Genomic DNA, 16,284 nt, shown 5'->3' with positions numbered 1-16,284 from the left:
GTGCGCACCGCCGACGTGGTGATCGTCGGCGGGGGAGTGATCGGGTGCGCCATCGCCCGCCGCGCGGCTCGCGGCGGGCTTTCCGTCGTCGTCGTGGAGCGCGCCACGCCGGGGATGGAGGCCTCGTGGGCCGCCGCGGGCATGCTCTCGCCACTTGCCGAGGCGAACGGGCCGGGGCCCTTTTTGGACCTGCTGGTGCGTGCCCGCGAGATGTACCCGGCCTACGCCAGTGCCCTGCGCGAGGAGACGGGCGTGGACGTGAGCTACGCGGACGCGGGGACGCTGTTCGTGGCGCTGCGGGAGGAGGATGACGACGAGTTGTGCGCGCGCTGGCGGTGGCAGTCCGCCGCGGGTCTGTCGGTCGAGCGGCTCTCCGCCTACGAGGCGCGTGAGGCGGAGCCCGCCCTGTCCCCCGCGGTGCGGATGGCGCTTCGCTTTCCCGGCGACCACCAGGTGGACAACCGCGCGCTGGGTCCGGCGCTGTGGGCCGCCTCGGCCCGGGCCGGCGCCCGCTTTCAGCTGGGCGCCCAGGCCGTGCGCCTGTTGCGGGAGGGCGATCGCGCCGCGGGGGTGGAGCTGGCGGGCGGCGAGCGCATCCACGCGGGCGCCGTCGTTCTCGCGGGTGGCGCCTGGGCGGGGATGATGGAGGGGCTTCCCCGCCCCGTCCCGGTGGAGCCGGTTCACGGGCAGCTGCTGGCGCTGGAGGCGGTGCCCCCCATGTTCCGCCACGTGGTGGACTCGCCGCGCTGCTATCTCGTCCCGCGCGCCGCGGGGCGGGTGATCGCGGGGGCGACGGTGGAGAGCACCGGGTATCGCAAGGCGGTGACGCCCTGGGGCGTGCGCCGGCTGATCGACGGCGCGGTGGAGATCGCCCCGGCGCTGGAGCATGCGCCGCTCGCCGAGACCTGGTCCGGCCTGCGCCCCGGCACCCCGGACGGGTTCCCCATCCTCGGGCCGGATCCGGAGGTCGCGGGCCTGGTGTACGCGACCGGCCACTTCCGGAACGGCATTCTCCTGGCTCCGTTGACGGGGGAGATGGTGGGCGGGCTCTTGTGTGGGGAGCCGTGGGGGGCGGAGATGGAGCCGTTCGCGATCGAAAGATTCAGCGAGGAATAACGGCGACTTGGCGGCCCCAGGCCTCCTCGGGCGAATGAATTCGCTGCAACGACTACACGAAGTCCGCCTTCGCGGACTGGCTTGCTCGGGGCACTCCGCGGCTCTGGTGAGCGCCCGGGGACGCGGATGAACCCGCCGCAACGACTGCGGAAAGCCTCACAAACTTCGTGAGGCTTCATCCGACCTAGAGATCGATCCTGGGCGCGCCACATGGATCGGGCTACACGGAGGCAGGCCAGTCCACGCAGGTGGACTTCGTGTGTTTGTTGCAGCGACTTCAGTCGCCCGGGAGGGGGCCAGGCCGAAACTCCGCACCACGCCTTGGCGAACCCCGCTGCTCCCGTTAGCATGTGTGTCACTTGGCGCCGGGCACACGCCTTTTCATCCGCTGATTCTTCCCATGCCGCACCGCTTCCGCACCCTTTTTCAGTACACCGCGGACGCCGTTTGCCTGGCGGATGCCGACGGCGCCATCGTCGAGGTGAACCCGGCCGCCACGGTGCGCTTCGGGCTGACCGCGGACGGCACCGCGCACCTGCGGGATCTGCTGGCGGACCCGGCCGAGTGGGCCGCCGTTGCCGACGACCTGATGCGTGGCGAAGACGTGGTGGCGCGGACCGTCCGCGTTCGCGCGGCGGCGGGCGAGCCCGACCTCGCGTCGCTCACCTGCGTGCAGATGCGCACCGGGCAGGGCGGGCAGATCCAGGCCATCATCCACCGCGGCGACCACCCCGCGCTCGACGCGCTCGACGAGCTGTACGACGAGCAGACGGGGCTGCCCAACCGCGAAGCGTTCGTCGCCCAGCTCACCCGCGCGCTCTCGGGACGGCCGGGACGCGCCGTGCACCAGATCGCCGTCATCCACGTGGACCTGAACCGGTTCCAGCGCATCAACGAAACGCTGGGCCACGAAACGGGCGACACGGTGCTTTCGATGACCGCGCAGCGGCTGGATGCGTGCATCCGCCCGGGCGACGTGGTGGCCCGGGCCCGCGGCGACGACTTCCTGGTGCTGCTGAACGGGGTGAGCGGCGAGCACGAGGTGGTGCGCGTGGCCGAGCGGATCGCGCGGGCACTGACGGGGGGCTACGGCGTGGCCGGGCACGAGGTGTTCTGCGGCTCCGACGTGGGCGTGGCCCTGGGCGAGCCCGGTACGGCCACCCCCGAGGGGATGCTGCGCGCCGCCGAAGCCGCCATGTCGCGCGCGCGCCACTCGGGACGGGTGCAGGTGTTTCGCCCGGAGATGCACACCGAAACGATCTCGGCGCTGCGCCTGGACGCCGAGCTGCGCCACGCCATCGAGCGCGACGAATTCCGCGTGTTCTACCAGCCCATCGTGGGGTTGGCGGACGGGCGGGTGCACGGCTTCGAGGCCCTGGTGCGCTGGCAGCACCCCGAACGTGGCCTGGTGCCCCCCGCCGAGTTCATTCCCGTGGCCGAGGAAACGGGGCTGATCCTGCCCATCGGCGGCTGGGTGCTGGAGCAGGCGGCGGGGCAGCTTCGCGAGTGGCAGGCGCGGTACCCGTCGCACTCCATCGCCATGGGCATCAACCTGTCGGTGCGGCAGTTCCGGCCCTCGCTGGTGGACCAGGTTCGCGCCGTCCTGGACCGCAGCGGGGTAGACGCCGCCGGGCTGAAGCTGGAGGTGACCGAGAGCGTGGTGATGGGGAACGCGCAGGACACCATTTCGGTGCTCCACGACCTCAAGGCGCTGGGCGTGAAGCTGCAGGTGGACGACTTCGGCACGGGCTACTCGTCGCTCTCGTACCTGCACCAGCTGCCGCTGGACATCCTGAAGATCGACCGCTCATTCATCGTGGCGATGGCGCTCGGCAACAAGCACATGTCCATCGTGCGCGCCATCATCGCGCTGGCCAACACGCTGGGGCTGGAAACGACGGCCGAGGGGGTCGACGATGTCGCCCAGGCGCAGCAGCTGCGGGAAATGGGAGCTACCTACGGCCAGGGATACCTGTGGAGCCGCCCCGTCCCAGCGGACCAGGCCGAGGCGCTGATCACCTCTCCCCCGCACATCGGCTAGCGTTTTCTTCCCACCCGACAAATCCGAGCGCCACCCGCGGATGCCATTCGCGAGGTGGCGTGTTTAGTTTGTACACTTTTCGCAGCGTTCCGCGTTATATTGGACGCAAGCGATGGACAGCTGAACACACCGGCGGAACGCATCCCCATGGCTGATAGCATCAAACGCAGGTTTCCGATCTCCGCCGCTACGTTGAGGGAGCTTGCACGCTTCTATCTCTTCAGCGTCTGCGTAGCTCTCGTGCCGATCCTGTTCCGCTGTATGCCGTCGCCCACCGGACAACCGACGCGCACGCTCGCCGACGCCGTCGCGCACGGCGAGTTGCTGCTGGTAGGGGTTGGGGCCGCGGCGACCGCCTTGGGTGGGATGCTTGGCACGGGAAAACCGCACGATCTCCGGCATCTTGTTGCAGGCGGAATGTGCAACCTGACCGTGATTGTCGCGTCCCTGTACTTCGCGGGAATTCCCGCCGCGAGCCCGATCGATTCGGGTGCCGTGTTGGACGTTTCGGGGATGCTGTTCACGTGCTCCATGCTCGCGAGCACCTACACGATCACCCTACCAAGCGAGGTTGCCGAATGAACATCCACTTGGCCGCGCTTTACGGAGGCCTGGCTTCAGGCGTCTTGATGATGGCGCACTTCGCGGTGTACCGGCGACAGCAGTTCGGCGTGCAGGGCGCGGACGGACCGCGTGACCTCCGTCCCGTGCTGATCATGGATGCCATAGCACTGGCATCTGCGATCCTCATAAGCGTGATGCTTCACCGGGCACTAATAACAGTGGCGCCGGGCAACCCTCGGTGGGCGCTGGAGGGCGCGCGCTACCTCGGCCTGGGGCTGGTCGGCGTGGCGATCGTGCTCGCGGTCGTCGATACCCTCAGCATCTGGCGCAGCTCCCGGGGCGAATAGCCGTCAGTTCGCGGGCGCGGCCTCGACTGTTGGCTGCCGGTCGAATCGGAGCGACCGCGCGTACACCTTACCCTCAATCCGGTCGCTCCGCTGACCTGCACGAGAGGTGCACGATGTTCTTGCACGTCAACTCAGTGGAACCGCTCGAAGGGTACTCACTGCGGCTGGAGTTCAGCGACGGCTCCGTCCGCGATGTGGATCTCTCCGAAGAATTGTACGGTGAGGTGTTCGAGCCCCTTCGCGACGCGGATATCTTCAGGAAAGTCGCCGTCAACGAAGAGACAGGGACCATCGAATGGCTGAACGGGGCTGACTTCGCCCCGGAGTTCCTGTACGAGAGCGGAAGCCCGGCGCGCCAGCCCGCCTGAGCGGCTACGCTGAGACCGTCCCCTCGTCCAGCTGGCGGCCGCGCCACTCGGGGAGCATGAGCGCGCCGATGATCGCGACGCCGAAGAACCCGGCGAAGGTGCCGAAGACCGCCCATGAGCCGCCCGCCGCCATCAGCGGGGGCACCGCCAGCGGGGCCAGGATGCTGGCGATGCGCCCGAATCCCGCCGCCCACCCGGCGCCGGTCGCGCGCACTTCCGTCGGGTAGACCTCGGGGGTGGCGGCGTAGACGGCGCCCCACGCGCCCAGGTTGAAGAATGAAAGCAGGCACCCCGCGATCAGCACGGCGTTGCGCGATTCGGCGCCCGCGAACAGCAGGGCGGCCAATGCCGAGCCGGCCAGGAACGTGGCCAGGGTGGGGCGCCGTCCCCACTTTTCGATCAGGTAGGCGGACACCGCGTAGCCCGGCAGCTGCGCCAGCGTGATGATCAGCGTGAACTCGAACGACCTGACCAGCGAGAAGCCGCGCTCCATCAGCAGCGTGGGCAGCCAGATGAAGGCGCCGTAGTACGCGAAGTTGATCCCGAACCACACCAGCCACAGCGCGAGCGTCCGCCGCGCCAGCGCGCCACGCCACAGCTCGCCCAGCCCCACGGTGCGCGCGGGCTTCGCCGCGGGAGCGGGGGCCTCGACCGCGGGGGAGGATACGCCCGCGGCGGATTCGAAGCGGCGGACCACCTCCTCGGCCTCGGCGGCGCGGCCCTTGGACTCCAGGAAGCGGACAGACTCGGGAAGCGCGCGGCGGACGACGCCCGAATAGAGCGCGGGAAGAGCGCCCAGCGCGAACGCCCAGCGCCAGCCGTTCTCCGACCGGGGGATGACGTAGGTGCCGATCAGCGCGGCGAGTATCCACCCGAAGGCCCAGAACGCCTCCAGCAGCACCACGATGCGCCCGCGGATGCGCGCCGGGGCGAACTCGCTGACCAGCGTGGAGGCCACCGGCAGCTCGGCGCCCAAGCCGAAGCCGATCAGGAATCGAAAGACGAGCAGCGACGCCACCGACCACGAGAACGCCGCCGCGCCCGTCGCCACGCCGTAGATCAGCAGCGTGGCCGCGAACACGGTGCGGCGGCCCACGCGGTCGGCGACACTGCCGCCCAGGGTGGCGCCCAGCGCCATGCCGATGAAGCCCACGGCCCCGATCCACGCCAGCGTGCCGCTGCCCAGCCCCCACTGCGTGGCGAGCGCGGCCATGACGAACGAGATCAGCCCCACGTCCATGGCATCCATCGCCCAGCCGGCCCCGGCGACGAGAAGCAGGCGGCGGTGGATGGGCGTGAACGGCAGGCGGTCGAGCCGGTCGGCGCGGGAAAGGGCGGCCATGGGTCCGTGGTCTGGTGAAACAGCGCTACGGTGTGCCAGATTCTATCTTCAGGCCACCGCCTGCGCCAACCTCATCCGCCAGCGAGCGAACGGAATGCCCCGCGCCCCGGAACCCGGCTTCGAAGACCGAGTCCGCGAAAGCTTCACCCGCCAGCGGCTGATGGAAACGCTGGGCGCGCGGCTGGTTCGCGTGGGCGCGGGCGAGGTGGACGTGGAGCTGGACGTTCGCGACGAGGTGGGCCAGCAGCACGGCTTCGTGCACGCGGGCGCGCTGGCGTCCATCCTCGACAGCGCCGCCGGATTCGCCGCCTACACGCTGATGCCGGCCGATGCGGGCGTGCTGAGCGTGGAGTTCAAGGTGAACCTGCTGGCGCCGGCGCGCGGCGAGGTGATCGTCGCCCGTGGGCGGGTGGTGCGCGCCGGGCGCACGATCAGCGTGGTGACGGCGGACGCGTTCGGCGTCGAGGGCGGACGCGAGACGCACGTCGCCACGTTCACGGGCACCATGATGACCATCCAGGGCCGGCCAGGCGTCGCGGGCTGACCGGCCGCCGTCGATCATCCACCCCTCCATCCAGAGTCCCAGATGCGCATCTTCTCGTTCGTCCCCCTCGCGCTGGCCGCACTGGCGGCCTGCTCCACGGCGTCCGGGACCGCGGCGTCCGCCGCTCCGTCCGCCGCCGTAGCCGACTCGCAGGTAATCATCCTGGTGCGGCACGCGGAAAAGGCGGTCATCGCGGGTGAAGCCGATCCGCCCCTCAGCGCGGCGGGCGAGCAGCGGGCGCGTACCCTGGGAAGCCTGCTGCGGACCTGGGAACTGGGGCCAGAGCCGGCGGCGCACAGCCCGGAGTTCATCCTGCGCAACCGCGGGATCGACAAGATCATCGTCACGCAGTACCGGCGAACGCAGGCCACCGCCGCCCCCCTCGCGCAGCTGCTGCGGATCGTTCCCGACACGTTCACCACGCGTGCACCGGATCACCCGGCCGCCGTTGCCGCCGCGGCGCGGGCACACCGGGGCAAGGCGGTGGTGGTGGTGGGCCACAGCAACTCCGTCCCGGCGATCATCACCGCGCTAGGCGCGGGGCCGATGACGGACCTGTGCGAGGCGGAGTACTCCCACCTGTTCATCGTGGTGCTCAAGGACGGCGCGGCGCCGCGCCTGGAGCGGCGCACCTACGGCGAACCCGATCCTCCCGGCGCGTCGAACTGCCCGCGGTAGCGCCTCAGCGGCCCTGGACGATGTCGCCGCTGTCCACCTGGCCGTTCGGGGCGGGCACCCATCCCGCCCCGCGCCGCACCCGCGCGCCGGGAAAGTACGACGGCAGCCCTTCGCCCCCGTGCTGCACGCCGGTGACGAGCTGGTAGTGCAGGTGCGGGAAGAGCGAGCTTCCCGACGACCCCACCGCGGCGACTACCTGCCCCTGCGCTACCGCGTCTCCCACACGCACCGCGACGGAGCCCTGGCGCAGGTGAGCGAGCACGCTCATCTCGCCGCCGCCGTGGTCGATCACCACCGCGTTGCCGTACGCCACCAGCTCGTCGGCACAGAGCCTGGAGAGGTCGAACTGGCCGTCGTCGGCGCTGCCGTCCATGGCCGCGATCACGCGTCCGGCGGCCGGGGCGCGGACCGGCTGGCCGTACCCGTACCACTGCTCGTGCGACGAGCCGTCTCCGGCGTGCGTGCTGTCCGCCGCGCCGAGCACCACGAAGTCGTATGCGTAGCGGCTGGCGTTGCTCGTGAAGCAGTGGGAGGCCAGCATGGGGTGCGTCCAGTTCCATCGCCGGTGGTGCGAGTAGAAGTCGTGGCCGTCCCACACCAGCACCCGCCCGTCCACGGGCATCTGCAGCGCCGTGCGGTTGGCGTACGGCTCGGGCGCAACGGTGGCGTGAACGACGACGGGCGCGGCCTGCCCCTCGCCACCCCGTGCACGGAACTCGAGCTCGTATCGCAGGGTGGCGAGCTCCACCTCGCGCGGAAACTCGGCGAATGGATTGAAGATCATCCCCGTGGCGCCGGGGGCGAGCAGGCGGTCCGGAAGCAGGGTGAGCGCGCTGGGGCTGGGGCCGTTCTGGTTTACCAGCTTGCGCACTTGCAGCCCGCCTGCGCGGTCGTAGACGGACACCTCCACGCGCACGACTTCCAGCGAATCGGCCCCGCGGTTCTGGACGACGAAGTCGAAGTTCAGGTACTGTGACGCGCCCTTCTCGATGAACACGCGGCCGGGTGCCACGGTGACGCCAACCGCAGGTGTGTCGGCGGGCGCGGGGGCGGGGGCCAGGGTGATCGCGAGCAGAAGAGAGAGCATCGGCTGTTTCCGGGGCTGCGGTGTACAGGGTCTTGTGCGCCCGCCGCCGTACGGCGGCGGCGCACGCAGGTTTCAGCGGATGGCGATCATCCGCGATCTGGAGCGAGCATAGGGAGTGATCGATGGCGGATACGGGACGCGAAGTGGCCACGCTGGGCGGGGGCTGCTTCTGGTGCACGGAAGCGGTGTTCGTGGACCTGCGCGGGGTGGACCGCGTGGTGTCGGGATACATGGGTGGGCCGATGCCGAACCCTTCCTACGAGCAGGTGTGCTCGGGACGCACGGGGCACGCCGAGGTGGTGCAGGTGACGTTCGACCCGGCGGAGATCCCGTTCCGTGAGATCCTGGAGATCTTCTTCACCACCCACGATCCCACCACCCTCAACCGCCAGGGTGGAGACGAGGGGACGCAGTACCGCTCGGTGGTCTTCTATCACGACGACGAGCAGCGGCGCGTGGCCGAAGAGGTGATCCGCGAGTTGACGGAGCGGCGGCTGTACGACGATCCCATCGTCACCGAGGTGAGCCCCGCATCCGAGTTCTACCGGGCGGAGAGCTATCACCAGGACTACTACGCGCGGAACCCCTACCAGGGATACTGCCAGGTGGTGATCGCGCCCAAGGTGAGCAAATTCCGCAAGGCATACACGTCGCGCCTCAAGCGCTGACGACGGCGGCCGGTCCGGATTTGCCGGACCGGCCACCCCCACCCGTCACAAACCGCACGGCTCGGGCGTAGACACGTGCGTCCCATCCGCCGGAACCCTCAACGTACGCACCGATGTCCATCCTCCGCCCTTCGCGCCTGCTCCTGGCCTTGGCGCTGGCATGCGCCGCGGCTCCGTCCGCCGCCCAGCAGCCGGGGGAGTCGCGGCCGGAAGTCGGCGTGATGCCCTATTTCGGCACGGCGTTCCTGGTCGCCATGCAGGCAGGCGTGCAGATTCAGGTGCGCCCCTCGGCCAACAGCGAGTGGACCTTCTTCGCCGACTACAACCGCTGGCTGTGGGGGCTCATCTGCGTGGCCTACGTGGGCGCGGACGAGAACGGGGACACGTACTTCGATGACGGCCGTTGCGGTGAAGAGGGCAACGCCATGCACATGGGCGTGATGCGCACATTCAACCACGCGGGGACCTGGCAGCCCTACGTGTCCGCGGGGGCGGGGCTTTCGGAGGTGGTGACGAAGGCCAGGGATGATCGTCCGTCATTCGTGCTGGAGAGCGGTGTGGACATTGGCGGCCAGAAGATGCTGAACGGCCGCTTGGGCGTTCGCTACCAGACCCGCCCCGGCGCGGGCGGCGGCGCACTGCCCGCCGACTTCATCGGGCCGGTGATGGCGCTCCGGCTGACGTTCTAGGTCGAGGGACAGCGAACAGGGAATAGGTCCGGCAAGCAGACCGATTCAGCCTCCCATCGAACACGAAGCCCCGCACCATACCTGGCGAGGGGCTTCGTGTTGTCCTACTTCTTCGGTCCCGGCTTCGGCGCCGGGGGATTGTTGCCTCGGCCGCCGCCGGACGGGTTGCCGGTGGTGGCCGGACCGTTCGGCGGGCGCGGCTTGTCGGTTGCCATGGCGGAGCTCTCCTGTCCATCCCTCTCGATCGTGGCAGCGGACGCTGGAGGGGGAGCCCACCGTCCGCAGGCGCTCGGTGGCACCGGCGCGCCAATCCATACGACAGGTGAACGCGCAAGTTTCATCCACCCAACAGGATACCGGGTCGAGCACAAAACGGAGGGGGCGCGGGGATCATCCTCCCGTGCCCCCCCCCCGTGTCCTCCGTGCCCTCCGTGTGAGACCCGTCAGTTGTCTTCGATCCTCACCCGATCGGAGCTTCCGCGGCCGAACGTCTCGGGGCTGTACATCTCTTCCGCGCGCGGCGGCGGCACGATGAACTCGCCGAGCGTGGTGGCGCGCGCCACGTAGGAATAGGTGTGCACGCCGGCGTTCAGGTGCGTGGTGAACGCCTCGGCGCGGTCGTCGCGCAGGTTCTGGTGCTGGAACCACGGCCCCCACCACCAGCCGCGGTGCGAAACGGTCCAGGGCGCCTGGTCCGGCGTGTCGGCCGGCGGCACCACCTCGGCGCCGCGCAGGGCCGTGTTCACGGGCTCGAACCCGGCGGGCAGCGGATCCACCAGCGCCACGTGCACCCGGCGGCTGGGCGTCACCATCGTCACCGTCACCCGCACCCGCGCACCCGGCCTGATCCGCCACACGCCGTCCTCCCCGCGCACCACATCCGACGGATCGTCGATGGCCTCGTAGGTGCGCTCCACCGAGAACCCGCGGTCCAGCGACGGCAGATCCAGCCCGCGCGGCGCGTACCGCAGCCCCGCGCGGTAGTACACGCGCCCCGCGCCTTCCTTGCCGACGGTCACCGACTCGGGATTCAGCTCCACCAGGGCGTCGATGGGCACCGTCAGCTGGTGGCGGTCGGCGTTGCGGCCGGCGAACGCGTGCTCGCCGGCAAAGCGCTCGCCCAGCCACACGCGGGCGACGAAATCGGGGGTCTGCGCCTCGTACTCGCGGAAGTAGCGGTCCAGCGCCAGCAGCACCCACGCGTTCTCCTGCGTGTTGCTCCACCGGCCCGCGCGCCGCCCGCCCAGCAGCCCGCGCACCGTCTTGGCCACCAGCGGGTTGCGGGGCTCCGTCCGAAGCAGCGCCTCGAGCACCACGGCGTCCGTGCGGCGGCTGCTGTGAAGGAGCAGGTACTCGCCCTGTTCGTAGGTGTTGGCGAAGGTGGCGGTGGAGGCCGTCTCCGTCGCGCGGTTGTTGACGATGCGCAGCAGCTCGTCACGCGTTTCCTGCGTTCCCCCCTGCCCCGCAGACGCGGCGAGCAGCCATCCCACCACCTCCAGCGGAAGCCGGCCGGCCTCGGCCTCGCGCAGGAGCGCCGTCACCTCGCCGCCCACGCGCTCCCCCGCCAGCGAGCGGACATAGAGCGCATACGCACGGATCGCGCGGCGGGACGGCTCCGGGTACCAGGCCGGCATACGCTCCCGTACCGTGCGCGTGTACTGCAGGGCCCGCTGAAGCATGTCGTCGGGCACCGGGTAGCCCCGCTCGCGCATGCGAACCAGCGCGTGCGTCACGTGCACGCTCACGTACGGCCACGACTCGCGGTCGCCGCGCCAGAAGTCCCAGCCGCCATCGTGGTTCTGCATCCTGCGGAGCGCCTGGATGTCGCGCGCCACCGAGTCCGCCAGCGCCTGCGCAGGCGGCAGCCCCTCGGCGCGGAACTCGGTGAGCACGTCGCGCAGCGCGGCCACGGCCAGCAGCCGCGAGGCGATCTGCTCCGAGCCATGGTACGGGTACTTGACCAGGTACAGGAACGCGTCCGTCAGCTCGTGCAGCGCCGTGGACGAGGTGCTCACCTCCAGTCCGCCAAAGCCGGGAAGCACGTCGTTCTCGTCGATCTGCAGCGGCAGCGTGGCCGCGCCCTCGGTGAAGTTGCCGTACGTGGCGAACGCCTCGGCCGTAGCCGGCGTGTAGACGGGCAGGGTGACGAACGCCGCGTCGGAGCGGGCGCCGGAGACGGCCGCCACCTGCACGTGCGCCGTCCCCGCGCGCACCGCCTCGCCCGGAATGCGCACCTCCACGCGGTCGTTTGCCGGCACCGTCACCCGGCGCCCTGGCTCGGCGAACGCGATGCCCTCCGCGCGGGCGGCCACGTCCACGGTCATCGGCTCCCCCGTCTGGTTCTGGATGACGACGGTGAAGTCGAAGCGGTCGCCGAAGTTCAGGAACCGCGGCGCCGACGGGCGCACCATCAGCGGCTGGCGGACGGTAAGGGACGACTCGCCCGCCCCGAACCGCGCCAGCCCCTGTGCCGCGACGGCCATCACACGGTAGCGCGTGAGGCTGCTGGGCAGGGTGAACGGAACCGTCGCCCGTCCCTCCGCGTCCGTCCGCACCACCGGCGTCCACACCGCCAGCGGGTTGAAGTTGGTGCGGACGGCGATGGCGGGCTGCGGCTCCTCCGGAGGGGGCGCCGACACCGGGGCGGGCATGGGCGGCGCCGGGGGAGCGGTGGACGACGCGCGGCCTACCACGCCGCCCATCCTGCCCTGCAGCACCACGCCGTCCGCCGCGCCGAACCCGGTGACGGTGATGCTCTCCAACTGCACCTCGTCCGCCCGCATCACGATGTCCACCTGCACCGGGTCCGGACCCACCACCACGTCGCGCGACGCGGAGCCCAGCCCGATCCTGGCTGCGGTGAGGGTCCGCGGGCCGGACGGCACGCCGGTCAGCCGGAACGCGCCGGCCGCGTCCGTCGCCACCCGCAGGTCCGTTCCCTCTACGGTGACCATCGCGCCCGCGACCGGCTGCCCCGCGGTGTCGCGCACCCGGCCGCTGACCACCCCCACGCCCGAGCCGCGCTTCAGCACGGAGGGGTGCAGCCAGGCGTCCGTCGTGCCCGGACCGGACGCCGGATGGAACAGCTCCAGCGGGTCGCTGAAGCGGTAGCCGGTGAGCGCCAGCACCGCCTCGTCCACCACGGCAAGCGCCACCTCGGCGCCGGGCACGGGACGGCCCTGCGCGTCGTTCACCTGCACGGTGACGGACGCCGGCGCGTCGGGCACCGCCACCGAATCCGCGGCGAGGGGAACGATCGACAGCGACCGGCCCGTGGGCGGCACGCTGAGCATGGCCGTGCCGCTGGCGAAGTCCGTCCCGCGCGATCCCGGGATGGTGTCCGACGCGCCCACCACGTCCACCTGCACGTGGGTGTTGGGGATGTCGGCCTCGGTGACGGGCACCGCCAGGATGAACGTGGACGAGTCGGACTGGATGGTATCGGTGCTGACGATGCCGTTGCGGCGCACCGTCATCAGGCCGCGCGCGGGCCAGAACGGAAGCTGCACCAGGATGCGCGCCGTATCGCCCGGCGCATAGCGCTCGCGGTCGGGAAGAAGGCGAACCTGCTGGGCGGCCCCCATCCGCTGCCCCGGCTGCTGAAAGGGCGCGCCGCCCGACACCCACACCGTCACCTCGGTGCGCGACGGGCGGCCCCGCTCGTCGGTGACGTCCGCCACCAGGCGGTAGCGCCCGCCCTCCGGCGTCGCGAAGGTGCAGGTGCGAGGATTGAGATCCGAGACGAAGCCGCACGTCAGCGTATCGCCCGCCACCTCTTCCCATCCGCCGCCCCGCTGCACCCAGGACAGCCGCTCGGCCCGCATCCGCACGGGGCGCCCAGTGACCGGCTTTCCATCCAGGTCCACCACCATGCCCTCCACGCGGATCGGCTCACCGCGCATCTGCCAGGCGCGCTCCGTCCGCAACCCGACGTACACCTCGGCGGGATGCACCAGCAGCTGGGCGTTGGCCGTCCAGGGCTGGCGGTTGACGTCGACGACGGTGGCGTACGCGTTCAGCGTGTAGGCGCGCGGGGGGACGGCGCGGTCCAGATCCAGCCGGATGGCGTGCCGCCCCTGCACGTCCGTCTCGCCCTCCAGCGTGCGCGTCTCCTGCGGCGGCGGCGGGCGCGGCCTCCACGACCACCATCCTGCGTCCTCCATTCCGAACCGCCACTCGGCCCACCCGGGCGGGGTGTACGTCGCCGGATGGCTCTCCACACGCCACGACACCTCCGCGCCGGGAAGCGCGCCACCGCTGAAGTACGAGGCGGTCACCGACACCTGGGCCGAGCCGCCCACCACGTGCGGACCCGGATCGGCCTGCGCCGCCACCTCGAACTCCGGGCGGCGGAACTCCTGCACCTGGAACTGGATGGGGTGCTCGCCCTCCATTCCGTCCAGGCGCACCGTGATCGCGGCGCCGCCCAGGTTGGCCCCCGCGGGAACGGTGAACACCCCGTCGAAGCCGCCGAACTCCGTCAGCCGCGCGGTGCCCTTGGCGATCTCGTTCCCCTGCGGGTCGCTCGCGCGCCAGGAGACGCCGGAGCCCACGCCCGCGGAAGCCAGGCCGCCCCTCTTGGTGCGCTCGAACCGCCGCACCCATCCCTTGAAGCGCACCTCCTCGCCCGGCCGGTACAGGTTGCGGTCGGTGATGCCGTACCACAGCAGCTCCGTCTCCCTGGGCTCGCGCGTGAGGGACAGCCAGCCGCCACGGCCCTGGACGAGGATGGCCTGGTCGCCGGGCGGGCCCGCCGCCAGGTACCGCTGACCCTCGCGCTCCGCCGCGCCCGGAAGCGCCAGCGACACCAGCCCGTCCCGGCCCGTCACCCCGGCCGTGCCGTCGGGGAGCATGCGCACCTGCGCGCCGGCGATGGGGCTGCCGTCGTGCAGGGCCGTGGCCCACACCAGCACCTCCTGCGGGTCGGCGAACGCGGCCACGCCCACGCGGGTCACCTGCAGCCAGGTGGCGGACTCGCGGCCCGCCTCGGTCTCTACGGACACCAGCACGTGCCCGGGCTCGCCCCGCAGCACCTCGTCGGCGTCGATCGCGTGTTCGGTGACCGCGCCCCGCGCCGGGTTCGCGCGGAGCCAGCGGTCCACCACGGTGGTTCCCGGAAGGACGCCCGCCTCGGGGGTCCACCGCCGGAACTGCGCCCAGTCTTCCGGCCGCACGCGGTTCATGCGAAGGCGCAGGCGCGGCAGGTCGTGGGTGAACACGGAGACGGTGCGCGGGCCGGACGCCTCCAGCACCATCATCCGCTCCGCGAACCCGATGATGCCCGGCTCGGGCGGTCCCACGCGGAACACCCGCGTCTCCTCGCGCCCCAGCACCTGGCCGAACTCGTCGCGGATGCCCCGGCCCAGGGTCACGGTGTAGCGGGTGTTGGGCTCGGCGTCGCCGTGAATCCAGAGCTGGTTACCGACTACCGACACGCGCAGGCCGGGGAGGGCGGGCTGCACCCGCACCCACTCCGGGCGCCGCGCCGCGGAATCCAGCGCGTTGTTGAACTGTACCCGCCACGCTGTGCCGGGCGGGCACACATCGTCGCGATACCCGCATTGCGCCTCGGTGACGCGCAGCGGGGCGTACGTGCGGAAGCTCCACTCCTGGACGCGCGTGGTGCGCAGCGGCCCCTCGGCGGAGGGCGCGCCCTGGCGCACCTGCACCTGGATGGGCGTGTTCAGCGGAAGCGGCTGCGTGGCGCGGAAGGCGATCCAGGTGCCGGGCTCCCCCTGCGCCGCAAAGGCGCGGGCCACGGAGTCGCGCTGGATCTCCTCCGCGGATGCCAGGCGGACCGTCCGCTCCACGCCACCCGCCGTCAGCCGGATGGAGGGAAGCAGCGCGGGCGGCGACACCTGCTGGTCGAAGTGGATGAGAAACACGGGATCGGGCCGCACGCGGTCGCCGTACGGCCACGCCCCGATGCCGTTCAGCTCGGGGGTGCGGAAGGTCCACCGCACCTCTTCCGCCAGCGCGCCGCCGGATGCGGAGCGGGTGCCCGCGGGGATGGTGACGGTGTACTCCGTGGCGAACGGCACCCGGCCCTCGGGGGTGAACACCACGGTGCGCACGTCCAGCCAGCGCCAGCGCCCGGCGATGCGCGGGGTGATGACGACCGGCGCCTCGCGCGCCTCCACGTTGCTGACGGTGGAAAGCGGCACCATCGCCTGCGAGAAGGTGACGGTGACCTCTGCGCCCAACTGCACCTCGCCCCGCGGCGCGGCGCGGACCACGGTCAGGGGAGCGCGCGCCGCCACATCCGAGGGACGCTCCGGCCCGGCGCTGTCCGGCGGGGGAAAGCCCGCCAGCACCGTGCGCCCGGTGCGCGGCGGCGGCAGCGTGGCCGCGGGAAAGGCGAACCGCTCCGCCGCGGCGACGGAGGGCAGCGGCGCCAGCCGGGCCAGGATGCGCTCCGCGTCTGCCCGCGGCAGCATCAGCGCGGGGGCGGGCGTCTCGCGCTCCGGCGCGCGCAGCGGCGCGGCGCTCAGGCGAAAGCGCAGCCCGCTGCTGTCGGGGGCCACCGTGTCCGGCGCGGTGGAAAGCGGCCGGACGTGCAGCGGCGGGATGACCGAACGGCGCTGGGCCTGGAGGGGCGCGGCGCCCACCGCCAGGAGCAGCGCGATCAGGAGCGGAACGGGCCGAAGCAAGACTCGCATGGAACGTGTGCCGGTGTGTCTGGGGACGGCGGACGCGGGGCGCCGCTACGAAGGGTGAACGCCCGCGCGGTGCCAGGTCTGACACACACGGTACGGCGGACAGGGCCCGCGAGCCAGAGCGGCGGCCGAAAAAAAGGCCCCGGCTCTCGCGAGCCGGGGCCTTCGTGTCGATCCGCGCCGC

Annotated in this window: 12 protein-coding genes; 9 read left to right on the top strand and 3 right to left on the bottom strand. The window is 71.5% G+C overall.

The window, feature by feature from the left end:
* The 5 genes from thiO (at window position 1) to VF632_RS05420 (ending at window position 4,436) form a co-directional block, all read left to right on the top strand.
* Window positions 1–1,116 carry a glycine oxidase ThiO gene (gene thiO / locus VF632_RS05440; RefSeq protein ID WP_331021845.1) on the top strand — a complete coding sequence of 372 codons (1,116 nt, stop codon included), beginning with the start codon at window positions 1–3 and terminating at the stop codon, window positions 1,114–1,116.
* A gap of 400 nt (window positions 1,117–1,516) precedes the next feature.
* Window positions 1,517–3,157 carry a putative bifunctional diguanylate cyclase/phosphodiesterase gene (locus VF632_RS05435; protein ID WP_331021844.1) on the top strand — a complete coding sequence of 547 codons (1,641 nt, stop codon included), beginning with the start codon at window positions 1,517–1,519 and terminating at the stop codon, window positions 3,155–3,157.
* Window positions 3,158–3,304: 147 nt separating this feature from the next.
* Window positions 3,305–3,739, top strand: a complete 435-nt coding sequence (locus tag VF632_RS05430) for a hypothetical protein (RefSeq protein WP_331021843.1) — start codon at window positions 3,305–3,307, stop codon at window positions 3,737–3,739.
* On the top strand, window positions 3,736–4,068 hold the full coding sequence (locus VF632_RS05425) for a hypothetical protein (protein WP_331021842.1): 333 nt from the start codon (window positions 3,736–3,738) through the stop codon (window positions 4,066–4,068). Before VF632_RS05430 ends, VF632_RS05425 begins: the two co-directional genes overlap by 4 nt.
* Window positions 4,069–4,181: 113 nt before the next feature.
* Window positions 4,182–4,436 (top strand): DUF2442 domain-containing protein, encoded by a 255-nt coding sequence (locus tag VF632_RS05420; RefSeq protein WP_331021841.1) that lies wholly within the window; start codon window positions 4,182–4,184, stop codon window positions 4,434–4,436.
* A 4-nt stretch (window positions 4,437–4,440) separates the two neighbouring features.
* On the opposite strand, the gene VF632_RS05415 is transcribed toward VF632_RS05420, so the two are convergent.
* Window positions 4,441–5,778, bottom strand: a complete 1,338-nt coding sequence (locus VF632_RS05415; protein WP_331021840.1) for an MFS transporter — start codon at window positions 5,776–5,778, stop codon at window positions 4,441–4,443.
* Between the two features lie 94 nt (window positions 5,779–5,872).
* On the opposite strand from VF632_RS05415, the gene VF632_RS05410 reads away from it, so the two are divergent.
* Window positions 5,873–6,322, top strand: a complete 450-nt coding sequence (locus VF632_RS05410; protein ID WP_331021839.1) for a PaaI family thioesterase — start codon at window positions 5,873–5,875, stop codon at window positions 6,320–6,322.
* Between the two features lie 42 nt (window positions 6,323–6,364).
* Complete coding sequence (locus tag VF632_RS05405) at window positions 6,365–7,000, top strand: histidine phosphatase family protein (RefSeq protein WP_331021838.1); 636 nt, start codon at window positions 6,365–6,367, stop codon at window positions 6,998–7,000.
* 4 nt (window positions 7,001–7,004) lie between these two features.
* On the opposite strand, the gene VF632_RS05400 is transcribed toward VF632_RS05405, so the two are convergent.
* Entirely contained in the window at window positions 7,005–8,087 is a 1,083-nt protein-coding gene (locus tag VF632_RS05400) for a M23 family metallopeptidase (RefSeq protein ID WP_331021837.1), read from the bottom strand.
* Between the two features lie 122 nt (window positions 8,088–8,209).
* Here VF632_RS05400 and msrA point away from each other — a divergent pair, with 122 nt between their 5' ends.
* A complete protein-coding gene (gene msrA / locus VF632_RS05395; protein WP_331021836.1) occupies window positions 8,210–8,755 on the top strand; it encodes a peptide-methionine (S)-S-oxide reductase MsrA in 546 nt (181 codons plus the stop codon).
* Window positions 8,756–8,868: 113 nt separating this feature from the next.
* A complete protein-coding gene (locus tag VF632_RS05390) occupies window positions 8,869–9,444 on the top strand; it encodes a hypothetical protein (protein ID WP_331021835.1) in 576 nt (191 codons plus the stop codon).
* Window positions 9,445–9,887: 443 nt separating this feature from the next.
* Here the strand turns inward: VF632_RS05390 and VF632_RS05385 are convergent, their stop codons facing one another.
* Window positions 9,888–16,103: an alpha-2-macroglobulin family protein gene (locus VF632_RS05385; RefSeq protein WP_331021834.1), complete on the bottom strand. Its 6,216-nt coding sequence runs from the start codon at window positions 16,101–16,103 to the stop codon at window positions 9,888–9,890.
* Between the last annotated feature and the right edge of the window lie 181 nt (window positions 16,104–16,284).

It is taken from the genome of Longimicrobium sp., assembly GCF_036388275.1.
In the GTDB taxonomy this organism is placed as follows: Bacteria; Gemmatimonadota; Gemmatimonadetes; order Longimicrobiales; family Longimicrobiaceae; genus Longimicrobium.
The sequence above is the reverse complement of the archived record's forward strand: the minus strand, read 5'-3'. Positions and strand labels throughout refer to the sequence as shown.

Bases quoted from the DNA above. Each gene is read 5' to 3' on its own strand.
- VF632_RS05435 (WP_331021844.1), top strand. From the start codon at position 1,517: ATGCCGCACCGCTTCCGCACCCTTTTTCAGTACACCGCGGACGCCGTT.
- VF632_RS05430 (WP_331021843.1), top strand. From the start codon at position 3,305: ATGGCTGATAGCATCAAACGCAGGTTTCCGATCTCCGCCGCTACGTTG.
- VF632_RS05425 (WP_331021842.1), top strand. From the start codon at position 3,736: ATGAACATCCACTTGGCCGCGCTTTACGGAGGCCTGGCTTCAGGCGTC.
- VF632_RS05420 (WP_331021841.1), top strand. From the start codon at position 4,182: ATGTTCTTGCACGTCAACTCAGTGGAACCGCTCGAAGGGTACTCACTG.
- VF632_RS05415 (WP_331021840.1), bottom strand. From the start codon at position 5,778: ATGGCCGCCCTTTCCCGCGCCGACCGGCTCGACCGCCTGCCGTTCACG.
- VF632_RS05410 (WP_331021839.1), top strand. From the start codon at position 5,873: ATGCCCCGCGCCCCGGAACCCGGCTTCGAAGACCGAGTCCGCGAAAGC.
- VF632_RS05405 (WP_331021838.1), top strand. From the start codon at position 6,365: ATGCGCATCTTCTCGTTCGTCCCCCTCGCGCTGGCCGCACTGGCGGCC.
- VF632_RS05400 (WP_331021837.1), bottom strand. From the start codon at position 8,087: ATGCTCTCTCTTCTGCTCGCGATCACCCTGGCCCCCGCCCCCGCGCCC.
- msrA (WP_331021836.1), top strand. From the start codon at position 8,210: ATGGCGGATACGGGACGCGAAGTGGCCACGCTGGGCGGGGGCTGCTTC.
- VF632_RS05390 (WP_331021835.1), top strand. From the start codon at position 8,869: ATGTCCATCCTCCGCCCTTCGCGCCTGCTCCTGGCCTTGGCGCTGGCA.
- VF632_RS05385 (WP_331021834.1), bottom strand. From the start codon at position 16,103: ATGCGAGTCTTGCTTCGGCCCGTTCCGCTCCTGATCGCGCTGCTCCTG.